The sequence below is a fragment of the Leucobacter sp. VD1 genome (genome assembly GCF_037150695.1).
GTDB lineage: Bacteria > Actinomycetota > Actinomycetes > Actinomycetales > Microbacteriaceae > Leucobacter.
On record NZ_JBBCPO010000001.1, the window covers coordinates 253,615 to 272,773 of the forward strand.

At 67.3% G+C, this 19,159-nt stretch carries 15 protein-coding genes; 11 read left to right on the plus strand and 4 right to left on the minus strand.

Going from position 1 to position 19,159, the window contains the following annotated elements; translation table 11 throughout:
* Positions 1-49 precede the first annotated feature (49 nt).
* Both rarD and guaB read left to right on the plus strand, forming a co-directional pair.
* Entirely contained in the window at positions 50-973 is a 924-nt protein-coding gene (gene rarD, locus WFL22_RS01325) for an EamA family transporter RarD (RefSeq protein ID WP_336991158.1), read from the plus strand.
* A gap of 66 nt (positions 974-1,039) precedes the next feature.
* Complete coding sequence (gene guaB, locus WFL22_RS01330) at positions 1,040-2,542, plus strand: IMP dehydrogenase (protein WP_336651503.1); 1,503 nt, start codon at positions 1,040-1,042, stop codon at positions 2,540-2,542.
* Between the two features lie 91 nt (positions 2,543-2,633).
* Here guaB and WFL22_RS01335 read toward each other — a convergent pair whose 3' ends face one another.
* Positions 2,634-3,587 (minus strand): helix-turn-helix transcriptional regulator, encoded by a 954-nt coding sequence (locus tag WFL22_RS01335; RefSeq protein ID WP_336991160.1) that lies wholly within the window; start codon positions 3,585-3,587, stop codon positions 2,634-2,636.
* Between the two features lie 104 nt (positions 3,588-3,691).
* On the opposite strand from WFL22_RS01335, the gene WFL22_RS01340 reads away from it, so the two are divergent.
* From WFL22_RS01340 to guaA, 7 genes are all read left to right on the plus strand, one after another.
* Positions 3,692-5,671, plus strand: coding sequence for an AMP-binding protein (locus tag WFL22_RS01340; protein ID WP_336991161.1), 1,980 nt, complete (start codon positions 3,692-3,694; stop codon positions 5,669-5,671).
* Positions 5,672-5,717: 46 nt separating this feature from the next.
* Entirely contained in the window at positions 5,718-6,116 is a 399-nt protein-coding gene (locus WFL22_RS01345) for a DUF485 domain-containing protein (RefSeq protein ID WP_336651500.1), read from the plus strand.
* The gene (locus tag WFL22_RS01350) at positions 6,113-7,732 is read left to right on the plus strand and encodes a solute symporter family protein (protein WP_336991162.1); all 1,620 of its coding nucleotides are present in this window, start codon (positions 6,113-6,115) and stop codon (positions 7,730-7,732) included. Before WFL22_RS01345 ends, WFL22_RS01350 begins: the two co-directional genes overlap by 4 nt.
* Positions 7,733-7,820: 88 nt before the next feature.
* Positions 7,821-8,942: a GuaB3 family IMP dehydrogenase-related protein gene (locus WFL22_RS01355; RefSeq protein ID WP_336991164.1), complete on the plus strand. Its 1,122-nt coding sequence runs from the start codon at positions 7,821-7,823 to the stop codon at positions 8,940-8,942.
* A 138-nt stretch (positions 8,943-9,080) separates the two neighbouring features.
* Positions 9,081-9,875, plus strand: a complete 795-nt coding sequence (locus tag WFL22_RS01360) for an SURF1 family protein (RefSeq protein WP_336651497.1) — start codon at positions 9,081-9,083, stop codon at positions 9,873-9,875.
* 10 nt (positions 9,876-9,885) lie between these two features.
* Positions 9,886-10,344, plus strand: coding sequence for a DUF3817 domain-containing protein (locus tag WFL22_RS01365; protein WP_336651496.1), 459 nt, complete (start codon positions 9,886-9,888; stop codon positions 10,342-10,344).
* 38 nt (positions 10,345-10,382) lie between these two features.
* A complete protein-coding gene (gene guaA / locus WFL22_RS01370) occupies positions 10,383-11,966 on the plus strand; it encodes a glutamine-hydrolyzing GMP synthase (RefSeq protein WP_336991165.1) in 1,584 nt (527 codons plus the stop codon).
* A gap of 267 nt (positions 11,967-12,233) precedes the next feature.
* Here the strand turns inward: guaA and WFL22_RS01375 are convergent, their stop codons facing one another.
* Together WFL22_RS01375 and WFL22_RS01380 are read right to left on the minus strand one after the other, a co-directional pair.
* Positions 12,234-12,926, minus strand: a complete 693-nt coding sequence (locus WFL22_RS01375; RefSeq protein WP_336991166.1) for a prepilin peptidase — start codon at positions 12,924-12,926, stop codon at positions 12,234-12,236.
* Positions 12,927-13,091: 165 nt separating this feature from the next.
* Positions 13,092-13,916 carry a Bax inhibitor-1/YccA family protein gene (locus tag WFL22_RS01380; RefSeq protein ID WP_336651493.1) on the minus strand — a complete coding sequence of 275 codons (825 nt, stop codon included), beginning with the start codon at positions 13,914-13,916 and terminating at the stop codon, positions 13,092-13,094.
* A 120-nt stretch (positions 13,917-14,036) separates the two neighbouring features.
* On the opposite strand from WFL22_RS01380, the gene WFL22_RS01385 reads away from it, so the two are divergent.
* Positions 14,037-15,056, plus strand: a complete 1,020-nt coding sequence (locus WFL22_RS01385; protein ID WP_336991168.1) for a glycerophosphodiester phosphodiesterase family protein — start codon at positions 14,037-14,039, stop codon at positions 15,054-15,056.
* Between the two features lie 194 nt (positions 15,057-15,250).
* On the opposite strand, the gene WFL22_RS01390 is transcribed toward WFL22_RS01385, so the two are convergent.
* Entirely contained in the window at positions 15,251-16,237 is a 987-nt protein-coding gene (locus tag WFL22_RS01390) for an asparaginase domain-containing protein (protein WP_336651491.1), read from the minus strand.
* Positions 16,238-16,481: 244 nt separating this feature from the next.
* Here WFL22_RS01390 and WFL22_RS01395 point away from each other — a divergent pair, with 244 nt between their 5' ends.
* Positions 16,482-19,064 carry an ATP-dependent helicase gene (locus tag WFL22_RS01395; RefSeq protein WP_336991169.1) on the plus strand — a complete coding sequence of 861 codons (2,583 nt, stop codon included), beginning with the start codon at positions 16,482-16,484 and terminating at the stop codon, positions 19,062-19,064.
* Positions 19,065-19,159 lie beyond the last annotated feature (95 nt).

The following is a 19,159-nucleotide window of genomic DNA, read 5'->3' on the forward strand; positions in this document are numbered from 1 at the left end:
AGGATCGGGGCCCGGCCTGTTTGTGCTGCGGCGGGAATAGACTGGGCCGGTGAAACTTTCGCGCGCAGGGCTGGGATATGGGTTGGGCGCATATCTCATCTGGGGTATCTTTCCCTTCTACTTCGGCCTCATTGCGATGGTCGGGCCCTTCGAGGTGGTGCCCTGGCGCGTCGGTGCGACCCTCGCTTTCTGCGTGATCCTCGTCTCGGTGACCCGTCGGTGGGGGCAGGTGGGCGCCATTTTGCGCGCTCCTCGGCTCTTCGGGTGGTTCGCGCTGTCGGCCGTGCTGCTCTACGCGAACTGGCAGCTGTTCGTGATCGGTGTGATGACGGGCCATGTGCTTGAGACCTCGCTTGGCTACTTCATCAACCCGCTCTTTACGATCCTTATCGGCGTGGTCGTGCGCAAGGAGCGTCTCACCAGGCCGCAGTGGTGGGCTGTGGGCGTCGCTGCGGTCGGTGTTGCGACCGCCGCGGTTGCGTACGGTGCGTTCCCGTGGATTGCGCTCGGCATCGCGGGATCGTTCGGCCTGTACGGCGCAGTGCACAAGCATGCGGGGGAGCAGGTCGACGGCATCACCGGCCTCACCGTGGAAACATTCGCCTCGCTGCCGATCGCGATCGTGCAGCTGCTCATCGTTGCGGGGCTGTCCGGGATCGGCGTCTTCTCGTTCGGGCCAGGCGTCACAGCGCTGGTCATGCTCAGCGGCATCATGACGGCCGTGCCGCTGATCCTGTTCGGGGAGGCAACGCGGCGTCTGCCGCTGTCGTATCTGGGCTTCTTGCAGTTTCTTACCCCGATCCTCGGCTTCTTGTACGGCTACTTCGTGATGCACGAGGAGATGCCGTTCAGTCGCTGGATCGGGTTTGTCGCGGTGTGGATCGCGCTCGTGATCCTCATCGCCGATATGTTCGCTCAGCTCAAACGTTCGCCCAGCGCGCAGACGAACACCGGCCCCATTCCCTTAGACTAAATGGGGGAGGCGCCGTGATCCGGTTGCCTGCACCCATCGGCCCACTCCCACAGCAAAAGAGGTTCCATGGAACAGCGTGACCCCTTCGCGTTCACCGGTCTGACTTACGACGACGTGCTGCTGCTTCCTGCGCACACCGACGTCATCCCGAGCGATGCGGACACCTCCACCCAGCTCACCCGCCGGATCCGGCTGAATATCCCGCTGATTTCCGCTGCCATGGACACGGTCACCGAGACCCGTATGGCTGTTGCGATGGCTCGCAACGGCGGTCTGGGTATCCTGCACCGCAATCTGTCGATCCAGGATCAGGCAGAGATGGTGGATCGTGTCAAGCGCAGTGAGGCCGGCATGATCACGAACCCGGTCACCACCTCGGTTGACGCGACCGTGGCCGAGGTCGACGCCCTGTGTGGCGAGTATCGTGTGTCGGGCCTTCCCGTGGTGGACTCGAACGGCGTGCTGCTCGGCATCATCACGAACCGCGACATGCGCTTCATCGACCCGAAGGATCGCTCGCAGGTGCGGGTTTCCGAGGCGATGACGAAGATGCCGCTGATCACGGGCCCGGTGGGCATTTCCCGCGACGACGCCGCGGCGATCTTCCGCCAGCACAAGATCGAGAAGTTGCCCCTCGTCGATGGCGAGGGCCGCCTCACCGGTCTCATCACGGTGAAAGACTTCGACAAGGAAGAGCAGTACCCGCTCGCCACGAAGGATGACGCAGGCCGCCTGCGCGTAGGCGCTGCCGTTGGCTTCTTCGGTGATGCGTGGAAGCGCGCCGGCGAACTCATCGACGCCGGTGTCGACGTGCTCGTGGTCGACACCGCCAACGGCGACAGCAAGGGCGTGCTCGACATCATCGCGAAGATCAAGAGCGATCCGGCGTTCGCCGGCGTCGACGTAATCGGCGGCAACGTGGCAACCTACGCAGGGGCGAAGGCGATCGTTGACGCCGGCGCCGATGCTGTCAAGGTGGGCGTTGGTCCCGGTTCGATCTGCACCACCCGCGTCATTGCCGGTGTGGGCGTGCCTCAGGTCACCGCGGTCTACGAAGCCGCGAAGGCTGCAACCCCCGCAGGCATCCCCGTGATCGCCGACGGCGGCCTGCAGTACTCGGGTGACATCGCGAAGGCGCTCGTCGCAGGCGCCTCCTCGGTGATGATGGGCTCCTTGCTCGCCGGCACCGACGAAAGCCCCGGCGATCTGGTCTTCGTGGGCGGCAAGCAGTATAAGAACTACCGCGGCATGGGTTCGCTGGGCGCGCTGCAGACCCGCGGCGAACGCACCTCCTACTCGAAGGATCGCTACTTCCAGGCCGACGTTCCGAGCGACGAGAAGCTGATCCCCGAGGGCATCGAGGGCCAGGTGCCCTACCGCGGCCCCGTCGGTGCCGTCACCCACCAGATGATCGGCGGCCTGCGCCAGTCGATGTTCTATGTGGGTGCGCGCTCGGTCGAAGAGCTGAAGCAGCGCGGCGAGTTCGTGCGCATCACCTCGGCGGGCCTCAAGGAGAGCCACCCGCACGACGTGCAGATGGTCGTGGAGGCACCCAACTACAAGCGCTAGGAGTGCTGCGTTGCGGTGCGCTTGCCGCGCAGCCTCTCCGGCCCCACGCAGAGCGTGCCAGGATCCACAGGTTCCTGGCACGCTCTGCGTTTTAGGGAATGAGGCCATGGCGGCGTGCGGCCGCGACTGCGGCGTGCCTGGTGGAGGCCTGCAGCTTCGACATGGCGGTTTTGACGTAGCTCTTAATCGTGCTCTCGGTGAGCCCGAGCGCGCGCCCGATCTCGGCGTTGGTCCCGCCCAGGGCGGCGTGGGAGATCACATCGAGCTCTCGCGGCGTCAGGTGAACGCGGTCGGGGGGAGCACCGGTATCGGTCGTGCTTGATGCCGACTCGGCGCGCGGGGTGTCGCCGGACCGGGCGCCGCGCCCCGGGCTGTACGACGCAGTGACGTGAACGGCTCCCGTCTCGATTGTTGTGAGCCGACGGTCGACCTCAGCGAGGCGCGCCCGAAGTGTTGGATCGGCGACCGCCGCTGCGATGCTGCGCAGTTCGGCGTGGCTGCTGCGCAGTGCCTCGAGCGCGGGCCCGGGTAGCGCGTGGCGCGCCTGCTGCTCGGCCGCGAGGCGCGCGGCGAGGCAGACCGCGCGCTGTTCCACCTCGTCTTGTCTTCTGATCTCGCGGGCGAGATCGGTGACCACGGCCGCGGCGGACCGGGCGAACGCCGATCCGGCGAGCGTCGCCTCGCGGGTACCGCCGTAGAGCACCGCACGGGTCTCCCCGTCGACGATCACGGGGTGTGCGAACAGGGCCACGATCCCCTCGCCGTGCACCTGCGTATCGTAGTCGTGGGTGATGTGGCGGGAGCGCCGGTAGTCCATGGTCAGCCGGGGTCGATGCTCGGCGAGCGCTCGTCCTCCGAGGCCCCGTCCCGCCTGCACGCAGAGTCCCTGCAGGCTCAGCGTGCGATGTCCGAAAAGCGCTGTCATCGTCGCCGTTCCGTGCGTGTCGAAACCGCCGAAGGCCAGGGGGAAGCGCGTTGCCGCGGCGAACTCGGCCACGGCGATTTCGAGCAAGGTCTGCTGAGCCTGAGGGTCGAGTCGCTGCATCGGGACTACCAACTTTCGGGGGTATTGCCTGGGCGTCCCCCGTCAATAGCCTAATCCATGCACACAGCGACAGCGTTGTCGCCGAAGTTTCAAAGGAGAAATGAGTGAGCACAGCAACATCGATTCCCCGTCCCGGGCACCACTACCCAGAGATCATCGCGCGGAGCACCCGAGACCGCGACGCCTTCTGGCTCGAGGCCGCCGAGCGGGTGTCATGGACGACCCCACCGACCCGCGCCATCGAAGAGCGCAGCGCCACCGAGTGGCGCTGGTTTCCGGACGGACGGCTGAACGTCTGCTTCAATGCGCTCGATCGCCACGTCGAGGCCGGTCGCGGCGAGGAGACCGCTCTCATCTACGACTCTGCGATGACCGGTTCCCGCGCCCGGATCAGCTACGCGCAGTTGCGCGACCGAGTGGCGCGCTTCGCCGGCGTCCTGCGCGATGCGGGCGTGGTCGTCGGCGACCGGGTGCTGATCTATCTGCCGATGACGCCCGAGGCAGTGGTCGCGATGCTCGCCTGCGCCCGCATCGGCGCGATCCACTCGGTCGTGTTCGGCGGATTCGCGGCCAACGAGTTGGCGGTGCGGATCGCAGACGCCAAGCCCCGCGTGATCGTCACCTCCTCCGGAGGTCTGGAACCCCAGCGGGTCGTCGAATACCTGCCGCTCGTACACCGGGCCATCGAGATCGCGGGCGGCGCCGACTCCGGCGTCGAGACAGTCATCGTGCGCGACCGCGAAACTGTGCCGGGGTCGGCCGCCGACTTCGCGGACGAGGCGGACGTCGCGTGGCTCGACTGGGACGCGCTGGAGGAGCAAGCCGCGCCAGCCGATCCGGTGCCCGTGCGCTCCGAGGATCCGCTCTACATCCTCTACACCTCGGGCACCACGGGCAGTCCGAAGGGCGTCGTGCGTGACAGCGGCGGCTACGCCGTGGGACTCGGATGGGCGATGCGCAACATCTATGACTTCGGTCCAGGCGACACCATCTTCACAGCGTCCGACGTGGGCTGGGTTGTTGGCCACTCGTTCATCGTGTACGGCCCGTTACTCGCGGGCGGCACGACGGTGCTCTACGAGGGAAAGCCGGTGGGAACCCCGGACCCGGGAGCGTTCTGGCGCATCCTGTCGAGCTACGGGGCGAAAATGCTCTCCACCGCTCCGACAGCGCTGCGTGCGGTCCGGCGCGAGGATCCCGAGCTCGCCGAGCTGGTGAAGCACGACCTCTCCTCACTGCGCGCGGTGTATCTCGCGGGAGAGCGGATGGATCCCGAGACCTGGCACTGGATCAACGACGGCCTCGGAGTGCCCGTCGTGGACCACTGGTGGCAGACCGAGACGGGGTGGATGATCTGCGCCAACCCTCTCGGGATCGAGACGCTGCCCGCGAAGGCGGGTTCGACGTCCGTGCCGATGCCCGGTTTCGACGTGCGTATCGTCGACTCCAGGGGCGCTGACATCACGGCGCCGGGCGTCGAGGGCAACATCGCGATCCGGCTGCCGCTCGCGCCGGGCGCATTGCTGGGCATCTGGGGGAGCTCGCAGCGCTTCGTCGACTCCTACCTATCGGCATTCCCCGGCTACTACGCCACCGGCGACGCCGGCCATTTCGACGAGGACGGATACCTCTTCGTGATGGGGCGAACGGACGATGTCATCAACGTGGCCGGGCACCGGCTTTCCACGGGATCGCTGGAGGAGGTGTTGACACAGCATCCGGCGGTAGCCGAGTGCGCGGTGATCGGAGTGCACGACGAACTCAAGGGACAGCGGGCCGCCGGCTTCGTCGCGCTCAAGCACGGAGAGACTGTGGTGCGGGAAGAGCTCGCGGCCGAGCTCGTGCGGCTCGTCCGCGAGCACATCGGACCCGTCGCGGCGTTCCGCGACGTGACGATCGTCGAGCGGTTGCCGAAGACCCGATCGGGCAAGATCTTGCGCAAGACCATGCGCCAGATCGTCGACGGCGAGGAGTACCGCGTGCCCGCTACCATCGAGGATCCCGCCGTGATCGACGACCTCATCGCTGCGCTCGGCGACACCGTCTCAGCGCCTGCGACTCAGGCGGTGACGGTGCCGCGCTGAGCGGACCGTCGTCGTTCCCCGTATTCCCATGAGGCAAGGAGGCCCCATGTCCAATGAACCCCGGGGGTTTGAAGAGACCACCCCCATCGACTACGAAGCATTTCAGGCACGGCCCGAGTTTCAGGAGTACAAGCACCGCTTCCGGCGCTTCGTGTTCCCGATTGCGGTGGCGTTCATGATCTGGTTCCTGCTCTACGTCGTCCTCGCTGCCTACGCGCACGAGTTCATGGCGCAGCCGATGCTCGGCCTGAACGTCGGGCTGTGGCTCGGCCTGGCACAGTTCGTCACGACCTTCGGCATCACCATGTGGTACGTATCCTTCGCGAACCGGAAGCTCGACCCGGCGACGACGGCGCTGCGCGCCGAACTCGAAGGCCTCGAACATGCGGCGCCGGTCAGCCCGAATAACAGCGGCATCGCCGGTGCCGAGGGAGGTTCCCGATGAACACGCAGATCCTCTCTCTCCAGGCCGCAGCCGGTCAGCAGAACCCGGTGCTCAACATCGGAATCTTCCTCGCGTTCGTCGCGGTGACGATGGTCATCGTGATCCGCGCGAGCCGGAACAACAAGAGCGCTGCCGATTTCTACGCCGGTGGACGCTCGTTCTCAGGCCGGCAGAACGGCCTCGCAATCGCGGGCGACTACCTCTCGGCCGCATCCTTCCTCGGCATCTGCGGCGCGATCGCGATCAACGGATACGATGGCTTCCTCTATTCGATCGGCTTCCTCGTCGCCTGGCTCGTCGCGCTGCTGCTCGTCGCCGAACTGATGCGCAACACGGCGAAGTTCACCATGGCCGATGTGCTGTCGTTCCGGCTGCGCCAGAAGCCGGTGCGCATGGCCGCAGCGCTCACCACACTCGCGGTCTGCTTCTTCTACCTCCTGGCACAGATGGCAGGCGCCGGTGGTCTCGTCTCGCTGCTGCTCGGTATCGACGACAAGCTCGGGCAGTCGCTCGTGATCGCTGTGGTCGGCGTGGTCATGATTCTCTACGTGCTCATCGGCGGTATGAAGGGCACGACCTGGGTGCAGATCATCAAAGCGGTGTTGCTCATCGCCGGAGCCGCCGCGATGACTGTCTGGGTGCTCGCGCTCAACCGCTTCGATTTCGGCGCAGTGCTCGACGCCGCCGTCACCAACCCTGAGAACGCCAACGGTGCGGCGATCCTCGCCCCTGGCCTGCAGTACGGGGCCAATCCGATCGACTTCGTGTCGCTTGCGCTCGCCCTCGTGCTCGGCACCGCCGGCCTGCCGCACGTGCTGATGCGCTTTTATACGGTGCCCACCGCGAAGGAGGCCAGGCGTTCCGTGGTGTGGGCGATCTGGCTCATCGGTGTCTTCTACCTCTTCACGCTGGTGCTCGGCTATGGCGCCGCGGCGCTCGTCGGCCCGGAGACCATCGCGAACGCTCCCGGCGGGCAGAACTCTGCTGCTCCGCTGCTGGCGCTGCACCTCGGCGGACCGCTGCTGCTGGGCTTCATCTCGGCCGTCGCGTTTGCCACGATCCTCGCGGTGGTCGCGGGACTCACAATCACGGCTTCGGCGTCGTTCGCGCACGACATCTACAACAGCGTGATGAAGCGGGGCCAGGCTTCAGCCCGGCAGGAGGTGAAGGTCGCGAAGATCACGACGCTCGTGATTGGTGCTGCGGCGATCATCGGCGGCATCGGCGTCCAAGGGCAGAACATCGCGTTCCTCGTGGCGCTTGCCTTCGCGGTCGCCGCATCCGCCAACCTGCCCACGATCCTGTACTCGCTGTTCTGGAGCCGCTTCACGACGCGCGGGGCCGTGTGGTCGATGGTCGGTGGTCTGCTCTCTGCGGTGCTGCTGATCGCGTTCTCCCCGGTCGTCTCCGGTGATCCGGCCGCCATGCTGGGAGACGGGGTGGACTTCGCGATTTTCCCGCTGAAGAACCCAGGCATCGTCTCGATCCCGCTCGGCTTCCTGCTCGGGTGGCTCGGGTCGATCACCGACCCCGGCCGCGAGTCGAAGCAACTCGCGGCCGAGATGGAGGTACGGGCGCTCACCGGCCACGGCGCGGAACCGCCCGTGCAGCACTGAGCCGTGACGTCGACGGCGGGGGAGGGACTGCGAACGCGTCCCGCCCCCGCCGGACCACCGCACAGGGGAGGCCGGATAGACTGGTCGGGTGAGTAACGAGATCGAGATCGGGCGGGGCAAGCGCGCCCGCCGCGTGTACACCTTCGACGAGATCGGTATCGTGCCTACTCGGCGCACCCGCGATCCCGAGCTGGTCTCGACCTCCTGGTCGATCGACGCCTTCCAGTTCGACATCCCCGTGCTCGGCGCGCCCATGGACTCCGTGATGTCGCCGGCAACCGCGATCGAGCTGGGCCGCCTCGGCGGGCTCGGCGTGCTCAACCTCGAGGGGTTGTGGACTCGGCACGAGCATCCTGAAGCGCTGCTCGCAGAACTCGCGAGCATCGATGACGAGATCGCTGCGGTGCACCGTATGCGGGAGCTCTACTCGGCGCCGATCCGCCCCGAACTCATCACCGCGCGTCTCGGCGAGATCCGCGAGGCCGGTGTGACCGTCGCAGGTGCGCTGTCACCGCATCGCACCGCAGAGTTCACCGAGACGGTGGTGCGGGCCGGCGTCGATCTTTTCGTGATCCGCGGCAACACCGTCTCCGCCGAGCACGTCGCCAAGGAGGGGCGCGAGCCGCTCAACCTCAAGCAGTTCATCTACGAGCTCGACGTGCCCGTGATCGTGGGCGGTGCGGCCACCTACCAGTCGGCCCTGCACCTCATGCGCACGGGCGCTGCCGGTGTGCTGGTCGGCTTCGGCGGCGGCGCGTCATCGACTACGCGAGCCACGCTGGGCATCCGCGCACCAATGGCGACCGCGATCGCCGATGTTGCCGGTGCGCGCACCGACTACCTCGACGAGTCGGGCGGGCGCTATGTGCACGTCATCGCAGATGGCGGCCTGGGCACCTCGGGCGATCTCATCAAGGCGATGGCGTGCGGCGCCGACGCCGTCATGCTGGGCACTGCGCTCGCGAAGGCTTCGGATGCCCCCGGCAACGGGTGGCACTGGGGCCAGGAAGCCCACCACGAGGATCTTCCCCGCGGCAAGCGCCTGCGCGTTGCGCCGGTGGCACCGCTCTCGGAGATCGTGAACGGGCCGGCGCACGTCGCCGACGGCAGTGCCAACCTGATCGGTGCGCTGCGCCGTGCGATGGCGACCACCGGCTACTCGGAGCTCAAGGAGTTCCAGCGCGTCGGCGTCGTGCACGCCGAGCGCTAGGGGGCCGCAGAGCCGGTGTCCTCAAGCCAGCCTTCCTCTCCGGGCCCTACGGGTCAGCCCGGGGCCGGCGTGCAGCCGACCCCGCACAGCAGCCAGAAGCGACCTGAGTATCTGGGCGACCCTACGCTCGGTCAGGTCATGCGCAGGCCCCGCTGGATCCTCGCACTCGTGTTCGCCATGCTCGTCGCCGCAGCTTTCGCGTGGCTGGGGCAGTGGCAGATGGATAGCGCGGTGCGCCAGGCCACGGTCGAGGAGATCGACACGGAGACCCCGCGGCCGCTCGCCGAGGTCGCCGATACCCTGCAGGGCGTCACCGACGCCGGAGCTGGCGTGGTCGTGCATCTCGAAGGAGCGTTCGTGCCTGGCGACTCGCGTGTGGTGGCACCGCGGGTCAACGCGGGTGAGACCGGTGCCTGGGTGGTGGGCCATTTCGTCACCGACGGCCCTGACGCCGAGCCTGGCGCGCACCTCGCGGTGGCTCTTGGCTGGGCACCGAGCGAGGCCGATGCTGAGCGGGCGATCGCGCAGCTCGATGCGGATCCGGCATTCGCCGCTCCCCGCACTGTCGAGGGCCGTTTCATGCCGCCCGAGGGGCCGCAGGTGCCGAAGCCGAGCGAGGATCCACAGGTGCTGCGCACAATGATCCCGGCCTTCCTCGCGAATGTGTGGACCGGGGTCGAGAGCCCCGTGTACTCCGGCTATCTCGTGCTGCACGATGAGGCCGGCACCGCAGCGCTCCTCGCCGAGGCGCAGCTCGATGCCGTCGACTCTGTCGCACCGCTGCCGGCTGAGACCATCAACTGGCTCAACATCTTCTACGGGGTCGAGTGGATCGTGTTCGCCGGCTTCGCGCTCTTCCTCTGGTATCGCCTCACGCGGGACGCCTGGGAGAAGGAGCATGAACTCAAGCTGCTTCACGCGGCGCAAGAATAGAATGGAACCCATGCAACTGCAGCCCAAGCCCGCCGACTACCCGCGCATTCGCAAGGCATTGAGCTTCTACAAGGTGACTTCGATGATCACCGGCGTCATGCTACTGCTGCTGTGCGCCGTGATGGTTATGAAGTACGCCTTCGGCGTGCAGCTCTACCTCTTCACGCCCGATGGCTTCGCTCACTTCTACGCGATCGCGCCCGAGGGTGTCGAGGCTGACTTCCAGCCGCAGGGCTTCGACCTGTTCAAGGCGATTCTCATCGCCCACGGCTGGTTCTATGTCATCTACCTCGTCTCCGACTTCCTGCTCTGGAGCCCGATGCGCTGGAACTTCTGGCGTTTCATTCTGATCGCCCTCGGCGGTGTGATCCCCTTCATGTCGTTCATCCTGGAGGCTCGCATTGTGCGCGAGGTCACCGGATTCCTCGACGCCCGTGAAGCCGAAGCCGTTCCGGCCTCACTTCAGTAGAATCGACTTCCTCACCCACAACCCCTGAAAGGCCTGCAATGGCAGAACAGACTGACACGGACCACCGTCCGGTTCTCGTGGTCGACTTCGGCGCGCAGTACGCGCAGCTGATCGCGCGCCGCGTGCGCGAAGCCGGCGTGTACTCCGAGCTCGTGTCGCACAGCATCACCGCTGCCGAGGTCGAGGCCAAGCAGCCGCTCGGCATCGTGCTCTCGGGCGGCCCCTCGTCGGTGTACGAGGAGGGCGCGCCCCAGTTCGACCCGGCGATCTTCGAGCTTGGCGTGCCTGTGCTCGGCATCTGCTACGGCTTCCAGATCATGGCGCATACCCTCGGCGGCACCGTCGGCAACACCGGCGACCGCGAGTACGGCGGCGTCGAGGCCACGATCCTCGGCGACGGCGGTGCGATCCTCGGCGGCCAGCCCGAGACGCAGAACGTCTGGATGAGCCACGGCGACGCCGTGCAGCAGGCACCGGAGGGCTTCGACGTGCTCGCCCGCACGGCGGTCACCCCCGTGGCGGCGTTCGGTTCGCCCGAGCGCAAGCTTTACGGCGTGCAGTGGCACCCTGAGGTGAAGCATTCCGATCACGGGCAGCGCATCCTCGAGAACTTCCTGCATCATGTCGCCGGCATCCCTGCCGATTGGAACGCCGGCAATGTGATCGCCGAGCAAGTGGAGCGGATCCGTGCTCAGGTTGGCGATGCCCGAGTCATTTCGGCGCTGTCAGGCGGTGTCGACTCGGCGGTGTCGACGGCGCTCGTGCACAAGGCCATTGGCGATCAGCTCACCGCGGTCTTCGTCGACCACGGCCTGCTGCGTCAGGGGGAGCGTGAGCAGGTGGAGCGCGACTACGTCGCCTCGACAGGCGTGCGTCTCATCACCGTCGACGCTGCTGACGTCTTCCTCGGCCACCTCGAAGGGGTCACTGACCCTGAAGAGAAGCGCAAGATCATCGGCCGCGAGTTCATTCGCGCCTTCGAGAAAGTGCAGCTCGACCTTGTTGCCGAGGCGAAGGCCGAGGGCGAGAAGGTGAAGTTCCTGGTGCAGGGCACCCTCTACCCCGACGTGGTCGAGTCGGGTGGCGGCGCGGGCACCGCGAACATCAAGTCGCACCACAATGTTGGCGGCCTGCCCGAAGACCTCGACTTCGAACTGATCGAGCCGCTGCGCACCCTGTTCAAGGATGAGGTGCGCGAGATCGGCCGCGAGCTCGGTATCCCCGAGGCCATTGTGGGGCGTCAGCCCTTCCCTGGCCCCGGCCTCGGCATCCGCATTGTCGGTGAGGTGACCCGCGACCGTCTGGAGACGCTGCGCGCGGCTGACGCGATTGCCCGCGAAGAGCTCACCGCAGCCGGCCTTGACGCCGAGATCTGGCAGTGCCCCGTGGTGCTGCTCGCCGATGTGCGCTCCGTTGGCGTGCAGGGCGACGGCCGCACTTACGGCCACCCGATCGTGCTGCGCCCCGTCTCCTCAGAAGACGCGATGACTGCCGACTGGGCCCGCGTGCCCTACGAGGTGCTCGCCCGTATCTCGAACCGCATCACCAATCAGGTGCCCGAGGTCAACCGCGTCGTGCTCGACGTGACCTCGAAGCCCCCGGGGACCATCGAGTGGGAGTGACGAAGGAGCTCCCGCTCGCGTAAGTGCTGGGTGGAACTCGATCGCGCCAGCGATCGAGTGGGAGTGACGAAGGAGCTCCCGCTCGCGTAAGTGCTGGGTGGAACTCGATCGCGCCAGCGATCGAGTGGGAGTGACGAAGGAGCTCCCGCTCGCGTAACAGCTGAGTGGGAGTGAGTTGAGTGCTCGCCCGTCTGAGACCGGCGGCCGCCTCTGCGGAGGAGGCCGCCGGTTTTGGCGTTTCTGGGGGCTGCGTTTCGGGCTTCGAGGTTACGTGGGGGTGAGGATCGCGGAGGCGATATCCGTGCCGGCGAAGATGCCGGTCCACGCGCCAACGAGCATCCACGGCCCGAAGGGGAAGGCTGTCGGACGGTGCGTATCCGCCCCGCTGCATTGACCGAGCCTGCGTCGCGCAGCCTGTGTGAGGAGCAGCACCGCCGCGTGCACACCGCCGAGCAGGAACGGTGCGAGCGCGCCGACGAGTGCCGCACCCCAGCCGAGAGGGCCGAGCGCCGCACCGAGCAACGCAGCGAGTTTGACGTCACCGCCGCCGAGGCTGCGTGGCGAGCAGCGCCACAGCAGGCCGTAGCCGGTTGCGAGCGCTAGGCAGCAGACGAGACTACGGATCAGCGGCCCGGCGTCGCCAGCGGCGATGGCTGCCGCGAGCACGAGGGCGAGTAGTGCAGCGCCGGAGGGCAGCAGAATCACGTTCGGCAGGGTGTGCAATACGAGATCGATGACGCAGAGCACTGCGCTGGCGACGGCGAGCAGCACGTAGGCGGCGAGCAGCAGCCAGAAGCTGGCCCCCTCGATGTCAACGCCGGGGCTGGCCTGCGGCCACCACCGGGACACGGCCGTCGTCATGAGGGCCGCTGACAGTGCGGCCGCCGCCAGTGCAAGGGACGTCAGCCTGAGGTGCGTGCGTGCGCGGGGCCTCGCGGGCACCGGATCGGGGGTCTGCATGGCACCTGCCTTCGGGTCGGGTGCCCCCACCGTAGCGGGCGTCGTCGCACCCTGCGCGTGGTTGTCCACAGCCCCGACCAGCCCGAGATACGACTGAGGCCGATCACCCGAGTGGATGACCGGCCCCGAATGCCGGAGCGCGAGGCTCCGGCGTCGCAGACGATATTAGTCGCCGCGCAGGATCGCGAGGATACGCAGGATCTCGACGTACAGCCAGATCAGCGTCACCATGAGGCCGAAAGCCGCCGACCAGGCCCACTTCTCGGGCACGCGGTTCTTCACGCCGTTCTGGATGAGCTCGAAGTCCATGACGAGCGAGTACGCGGCGAGCAGCACGGCCAGGACGCCGATCGCGACGCCGATCCAGCCGGTGCGCAGACCCCACGGATTCTGGTTGATGCCGAAGAGCATGAGCACCAGATTGACGACGGAGAACGCCAGATAGCCGAAGATGGCGATCATGAAGATCTTGTTGAGCCTCGGGCTGGTGCGCACCTTGCCGCTGCGGAAGAGCAGCAGAGTCACGCCGAACACCGACAGGGTGCCGATGATCGCCTGCGACACGATGCCCGACCACTGCGCCTCGAAAACGCTCGAGATGCCGCCGAGGAACACGCCCTGGAACACCGCGTAGAGCACGATGAGGGGAACGCTCGGCTCCTTTTTGAAGGAGTTGACGAGGCCGAGCACCAGGCCGATGATCGCCGCGGGCAGCGTCAGGAGCGGCATGAACCAGCCGACCGCGCCGAAGACGAGCACGATGAGGAACAGCATCACCGTCTTGGAGATGGTGTTCTCGTAGGTCATGGGTCGGTCGGAGGGGGCGATGACGGGCGGCTGCTCGCCGCCGAAACCGGCCTCCGCGACCGGTTCGTCGATGCCTGGCCGCTGCGTCTGCGCGGCAGGCTGATCGTAGATGCGGCGCAGCTCATCAGCGGTGAGGGTCTTGCCGTTGAGTGCCGGGTTATTGCTGAGAGCCGGGTTGCTCATGCGTCGGAATCCTTTCCTGGCGTATGGGTCTGTTCCAGCTTATCCACAGGTGATGCCTCCGTGGCTGTGACTCTGCCCGATCCGCAGCCCGTGTTCGCGCAGCGCGGATAGGCTGGTCGCATGGAGAGCCCGGACCCTGCGCCCCTCATCATCGGCCACCGTGGGGCACCGGGCTACCGCCCCGAGCACAGCGCCTCCTCCTACCGGCTCGCCTTCGAACTCGGTGCCGACGCTGCGGAGCCGGACATCGTAGCCACACGCGACGGGGTGCTGGTGGTGCGGCACGAGAACGAGATCTCAGGCACCACCGACGTCGCGCAGCACCCCGAGTTCGCGGATCGCCGCACCACCAAGACCATCGACGGTAAACGCCTCACCGGGTGGTTCACTGAGGATTTCACCTGGGATGAGCTCGCGACGCTGCGCTGCACCGAGCGGCTGCCGCGGGTGCGTCCCGGCAATCGTGAGTTTGACGGCACCGAGCCGATCCTGCGCCTGCGCGACGTGCTCGCGATCATCGATGCGGCGAGTGAGCGGCTGGACCGGCGGTTAGGTGCCGTGATCGAGGTGAAGCACGCCGCCTATTTCGCGAGCATCGGGCACGACCTTGGCGCGCTGCTGCTCGCCGAGCTCGCGGCCACCGGGTGGGATGCGGATCGCGAACGTCTGGTGATCGAATCGTTCGAGCTGGGGGTGCTGGATCGGCTGCGCACCGCCGGGGTGCACGCCGACCTCGTGTTTCTTACCGACCGATTGGGGTCGCCTGCCGACGAACCCGTCGACAGCGCCCCGTCGCGCAGCTTCGCCTGGTACCGCAGCGACCCGGGGCTCGATCTGCTCGCACAGCGGGTCGATGGCATCAGCGTCGCCAAAGGCAATCTGATCAGGGTGAACGCGCTGGGGCGCGCGATCGGCAACACCGACCTCGTGGCGCGGGGGCACGCGCGTGGCTTGCTCGTCTACACCTGGACGCTGCGGCCCGAGAACCGCTACCTCAACGTGCGCCACCAGAGCTCGCTGCGCGGGGCCGAGTGGGGCGACTGGCAGGCGGAGTTCGGGCTGCTCATGCGCTCAGGAGTAGACGGCGTCTTCCTCGATCACCCCGATCTTGGCGTGGCGATCCGCGACGCGCGAGCGTAGCCGCTCTCGCTGCTGTAGCTGCTCTAGCTGCCGTCTCCTGCTCGACCAGACCTGTCTTCATACTCGCCCCTGCTGACTCTCTACGCGCACCGATCGACGTTCTCGCGCCCCCATTCGGGTGTTCGGGGTGCTGGATCGTCGATCGGTGCGCTGAGGTGGAGGGTGAGGGGGGGGGGGGGGGGCAGCTCGGGGGCTCAGCGGGTGAGTTCGCCGACGAGGTTCTGCTCCATCAGCGTGCGCAGTTCGGCGCCGCGGTGGCCGCGGTCGAGCAGGAAGCCGAGCTTGGCCGTTGCGGCCTCCGCGGTGAGGTCGGATCCGTCGATCACACCCGCCGCCGCCAGCTCGCGACCGACCGCGTAGCGGGCAAGATCCACGCCTCCGACCGAGCACTGCGTCACGGCCACCACGGGCAGCGATCCGCAGATTTCGCGCAGCGCGCCCAGCATGCCTGGCCGCGCCATGGGCGCGTTGCCCGAACCGTAGCACTCCAGCACGAGCCCCTCGGGCTGCCCGCCCACAGCCGCGCGCAGATCGGCCGCGGTCACCGCCGGAGTGAAGCGGAATGAGAGCACGCGGGCGGGTGCGGCTGGGGAGTGCTGGCCGGCCGGGGCCGCAGGCACTCCGGCGGGTCCGGCAGCGAGCGCACGCTCGGCGCGAAACGCCGCGAGTGAGACGCTGTCGTGCTTGACCGCGCGCACGGCGGGCAGGATCGCGCCCCCGAACGCCACCGACACGGGCGCGCCGGGTGCCGCCTTCACCGAGGCGCGGATTGCGAGCGCAAGGTTATCGACGGCGTCGGTGCCGGGGGCACCGTGGGCGAGCTGGCTGCCTGTCACCACGACGGGGCTGCCGATACCCGAGAGTTCGAACGCGAGCCGCGACGCCGTGTAAGCGAGGGTGTCGGTGCCGTGCAGGATGACGACCCCGCGAGGGCGGTGGGTGCGCACGCGAGCGCTGATCGCGCGGGCGATTCGGGGTGCGGTGTCGGCGTCGGCGTTCGCGCTGTCGATCGCGGGGAGCAGGTGGTTGATGCGCGCCTCGACGCCGAGTGGGCCGCAGATGCCGGCCACGAGGCCTTCGAGCACCTCGGGGAAATCGGGGTCGGGTGCGAGCCCCGTGTCGGTCTCGTGCATGCCGATCGTGCCGCCCGTCGCGAAGACGAGCACGCTGGGAGTAGCCATCCCTCTATTCTGCCGGTCTGGGCGAACGGTTCAGATCCACGTCGCGTCACCGTGCTCGACTCGGAGTGTCATCGGGGTCACCCGTGGGGTCGTTTGCGGAGGTGGGTGACGGCCATACGGGTGACCTCGATGGCAGGGCAGGGGTGGGGGTGGATCGGGTGGGTGGAGAGGAACGGAGTGAGGGGGCGGATCGGGTGAGGCTCGGACGTGAATGTCAGTGGTCATGCCTAGACTGGATCCCACGATGAGCGAGTTTGAACTTCTGGAGCCAGGGGCTCCGTTCGGTGGTCCTTCGGCGGGCGGCGCGGGGGCGGCAGATGGCCGCGATCCGCTGCTTGATGGGCTGAACCCGGCGCAGGAGCGGGCCGTGGTGTCCCGCGGCCCGGCGCTGCTGATCGTCGCCGGCGCCGGATCCGGCAAAACCCGCGTGCTTACCCACCGCATCGCTCACCTCATCCGCAACAAAGAAGCGTGGCCGAGCCAGATCCTCGCGATCACCTTCACCAACAAAGCCGCAGCCGAGATGCGCGAGCGCATCGAAGGGCTGCTCGGCGAGGGTGCGCAGGGCATGTGGGTCTCCACCTTCCACTCCGCATGTGTGCGCATCCTGCGGCGCGAAGCCGAGCGCTTCGGCTACGTCTCGGGCTTCACCATCTACGACTCTGCCGATTCGCGCGCGCTGCTCAAGCGCATCATCAAGGAGCTCGACGCCGACACCTACGGCTTCACCCCAGCGAACGCCGGCTCGAAGATCTCCAAGCTCAAGAACGAACTGAGCGACGCCGACGACTACGCCGCGACGATGAACGAGAGCGACCCGCGGGATCGCCTCTTCGTCGAGATCTTCAAGATGTACGAGCAGGAGCTGCGCCGCGCCAACGCCTTCGACTTCGACGATCTCATCGGCCAGACCGTGCAGCTCTTCCGCGCGCACCCCGACATTGCGGCGGTTTACCAGCGGCGCTTCCGCCACATCCTCGTCGACGAATACCAAGACACCAACCACGCCCAGTACTCCCTGATCCGCGAACTCACTCGCCACATCGAGCCCGAAGAGGTCAGCAGGCTCGTGCCTCCCGCCAGGGCTCGCGAGCTCGACGCGAGCGGCCGCATCCCGCCGGCCAGCCTCACCGTCGTGGGTGACAGCGATCAGTCGATCTACGCCTTCCGCGGGGCCGACATCCGCAACATCGTCGAGTTCGAGCGCGACTTCCGCGGCGCCGAGGTCGTGAAGCTCGAACAGAATTACCGCTCCACCCAGAACATCCTGTCGGCGGCCAACGCCGTCATCGGCAACAACTTCGACCGCCAGGAGAAGAACCTCTTCACCACCGAGGGCGACGGCGCGAAGATCGTGGGCTTCACCGGATATTCGCAGCACGACGAGGCGCGCTTCGTCGCCGAGGAGATCGAAGAACTGCACCGGGGCGGCATGGCTTACGGTGACGTCGCCGTGTTCTACCGCACCAACTCGCAGACCCGAGCGCTCGAAGAGCTGCTCATCCGATCCGCGATCCCATACCGGGTGCTCGGCGGCACCAAGTTCTACGAGCGCGCCGAGATCAAAGACGCGATGGCCTACCTCACCAGCATCGCCAATCCCTACGACCCGATCGCGTGGTCGCGGCTGCTGGGCGCCCCCAAGCGGGGGATCGGGCCGATGGCAGAGGCGCACCTCGCCAACTTCCAGGAGGCGCAGGGCATCTCGTTCCACGACGCCATGCTGCGCGTCGACGAGATCGCCGCCATCGGGCCGAAGCTGCGCGGCACCGTGCGGCAGCTCGCCGAATTGCTCACCCGTGCCGCTCGTATGGCCGCGGGCGGCGGTGCGACCGACGACTCAGCAGAAGAAGCGAAGCCCGCCCCGGTGGGTGACGTGCTCAAGCTCATCCTCGACGAGACCGAGATGATCGAGAAGCTGCGGGCCAAACGCGACCCGCAAGACGATGCGCGCGCCGAGAACCTCGAAGAGCTCATCGCAGTGGCCCGCGAGTTCGACGCGAAGCAGCCGGGCGCCGGCCTCATCGCATTCCTCACCGAGGTCAGTCTTGTCGCTGCCGCAGATGATCTCGACGACACCAGCGGCACCGTCTCGCTCATGACCATGCACACCGCGAAGGGCCTCGAGTTCAAGGCCGTGTTCATCACGGGGGTGGAAGAGGGGCTGCTGCCGCACCAGATGTCGGTCGATGAGGTCGGGGGCATCAGTGAGGAGCGGCGACTGATGTACGTCGGCATCACGCGCGCCCGCGAGCAGCTGTACCTCACGCTCGCCTCCACCCGCGCCACCTTCGGCGACGTGTCTGTTGCGATGCCGTCGCGCTTCCTGCAGGAGATCCCCGAGGGGCTGATCGACTGGCGGCAGTCGCCTGGCGAGGTCACGGGCCGCGGCGGCACTGAATCGCGCGCGCTCAATGCGCCTCGAGGCTCGGGCTCGGGCTACGGGTCGGGTGCCGCTCGGGCGCGGGGGCGCGTTGAATCCTCAGTGTCGTTTGGCACCTCGGGCGGCTACGGATCAGCGGCTGTCAGCGAGCCGGCCAGCGGCAATATGCAGTCAGCGCTCGACAAGTGGCGCGAGCGCAAACGGCAGGCGAAGGCGGCGCAGGCCGCGGGAGGTGGCTTTCCCAATATGATCGGCGGTGCCGCGCGCGACAATGGCGACCTCGAACTCGCCTCTGGCGATCGCATCCGCCACGACGAGTACGGCGAAGGCCGGGTGACGAGCATCACTGGTGCTGGTTCGAAGCGGATCGCGCACGTCGTGTTCGACGCTGTCGGGGAGCGCAAGCTGCTCGTGAAGCTCGCTCCGATCGCGAAGGTTGACTGAGCCGCGGGTGTGGTGACGGGGGTCGATCGCTGGCGCGATCCGCCGCCCGATCCGCCCTGATCCGCGCACAGAGGCCTGCGAATCTTCGCGGCCAG